Origin of the sequence: Candidatus Thioglobus sp., assembly GCF_029243085.1 — a bacterium.
GTDB lineage: Bacteria > Pseudomonadota > Gammaproteobacteria > PS1 > Pseudothioglobaceae > Thioglobus_A.
In genome coordinates this window covers 1-2049 of record NZ_JAQWSS010000002.1, presented here as the reverse complement: position 1 = coordinate 2049, position 2049 = coordinate 1, and the positions used below count along the sequence as shown (strand labels likewise).

Genomic DNA, 2049 nt, shown 5'->3' with positions numbered 1-2049 from the left:
CCGGCCATATGTACAATACCAGAACCAGCAAAGTCAGAAAAACCAAGGTCGCCTAAAACATACATGCCAAATACTGACTCGCCGTTCCAAGTCCACGCACCTTCCATCGGGTAAATAACACCTGTAAAAATAACTGCAAATGCAAAGAATGAGAATAATTTCATACGCTCAGCTACTGCACCAGAAACAATTGACATTGCTGTTGCAACAAACACTACCTGGAAGAAGAAATCAGAAGGAGCTGCATATGTAGCATCCTTTGCAATCACCTCAATACCATCCAACATGACGCCACCGCCATACATAATGTCATAACCATAAACCATGTAAGTCGTACATGCAATTGCAAATAGACCAACATTCTTTGTTAAAATTTCGGCTGTATTTTTGCTACGAACCATACCCGCTTCTAGCATCGAAAAGCCTGCTGCCATCCACATTACCAAAGCACCCATTACTAAGAAGTAAAAAGTGTCGATGGCAAATTGCATTTCTAAAATTGTATTTTCCATTTTTTTTCCTATAAATTAAACACTATAAAATTACAGTGCAACTGACCCAGTTTCACCTGTACGAATACGGACTACTTCATCTAACGAAGTAACAAATATTTTTCCGTCGCCTATCTTTCCGCCATCTGATTTGGCAGCTGCACTAACCGCTTCAATTACACCTTCTACTAGATCGCTAGAAACGGCTGCTTCAAGTTTCACTTTTGGTAAAAAATCCACTTGATATTCAGCGCCTCGGTATAGTTCAGTATGTCCTTTTTGACGTCCAAAACCCTTTACTTCAGTTGCCGTAACACCTGTTACACCAATTTCTGATAAAGCCTCTCTAACATCGTCAAGCTTAAATGGCTTGATAATTGCTGTTACCATTTTCATTGTCTTTCTCCTTTTAATTAAACCAAAAAAAATGCCAGTTATTCTTGTTTACACAATTGTAAACAAGAATAACTGGCATCAATACCACTTTTTACATTACTCCCCCGTGAAGCATGCAAAAAAAAACGTTTAGTTAAATTCCATTATTAAAATGGGGATTTAACTAAACGTCTATGTTTGTTGTTATATCCCGTCATTAGAATGTAACTTATTAAATTATAACCGCATTAGAAAATTATAGCAAGTGTTTTAAATATAATGAGTGCGTTTACTGTTTATATATATTCATAATTAAACTTTGATTTTTTTACTTTGGCTAAGAGTGTATTTATTAAATATTTATCTAGCTTCTTGTACATCTAACTAATCATCTTTATATATTCCAACTCCGTTATTACTTGGACGCCGAAATCAACTGCACTCTGTATTTTTTTACTTCCAACATTAGAGCCTGTTACTAAATAATCAGTTTTACTGCTTACACTGCCAGCCACCACTATGCCTATAGACTTGGCGTGTTTTTTCATTTCCTCTCTAGATCCACTCATTACTCCTGTAAATACAATTTTTTTACCGTTAAGGCTATGCTTAACTCCCTTTAAATCCTTATTTAAAATTGTTGATTCTAGATTAAAGCGATACTGACTAAGTAAATCATATTCTAATTTAATGGATTTCAGTCCATTAACAATCATTTTAGCTGTCAATTCTGCAAAGCCATCAATAGCTGATATTTGTCCTATATTAAGAGAAAAGATTGCATCAAGTGTATGCGATTTAAGCAAGTTTTCACAATTCCCCATGCCCAACCTAGCCACACCAAAAGCAGCTAAAAAACGCCAATCTTCAATCTGTTCGTTAATTGAACGTTGAAGCTGATTAACTAAATTGATACTAGTTTTATCGCCAAATCCCATTGCCCTAAAATCATCAATATTTAAAGCATAAATTTGAGAAACCTTACGCATACCATGCTTATATAATTTTTCAATGGTGGCTATGCCAAAACCATCATTATTGGCCAATATTTTGAAAAAATATTCTAATTTTCCAATAACTTGTGCTGGACACAAATCATGATTGACACACATTAAAAAATCAGATTCCCATTTTAATTTTGCGCCACAACTAGGGCATTTCTCAGGAATATCAATTGGGGCAG

At 35.1% G+C, this 2049-nt stretch carries 2 protein-coding genes and 1 pseudogene; all 3 read right to left on the bottom strand.

Annotated features, from left to right (window positions below):
- Positions 1–512, bottom strand: a pseudogene (locus P8M52_RS00070) (ammonium transporter); the annotation flags it as partial.
- Between the two features lie 30 nt (positions 513–542).
- Positions 543–887, bottom strand: a complete 345-nt coding sequence (locus tag P8M52_RS00065; RefSeq protein WP_300305607.1) for a P-II family nitrogen regulator — start codon at positions 885–887, stop codon at positions 543–545.
- Positions 888–1246: 359 nt separating this feature from the next.
- On the bottom strand, positions 1247–2049 hold an 803-nt coding region (locus tag P8M52_RS00060; RefSeq protein ID WP_300305605.1), incomplete at its 5' end, for a helix-hairpin-helix domain-containing protein.

What these genes read in the sequence shown, in the direction of transcription:
- P8M52_RS00065 (WP_300305607.1), bottom strand. Translation starts at nt 887, where the DNA reads ATGAAAATGGTAACAGCAATTATCAAGCCATTTAAGCTTGACGATGTT.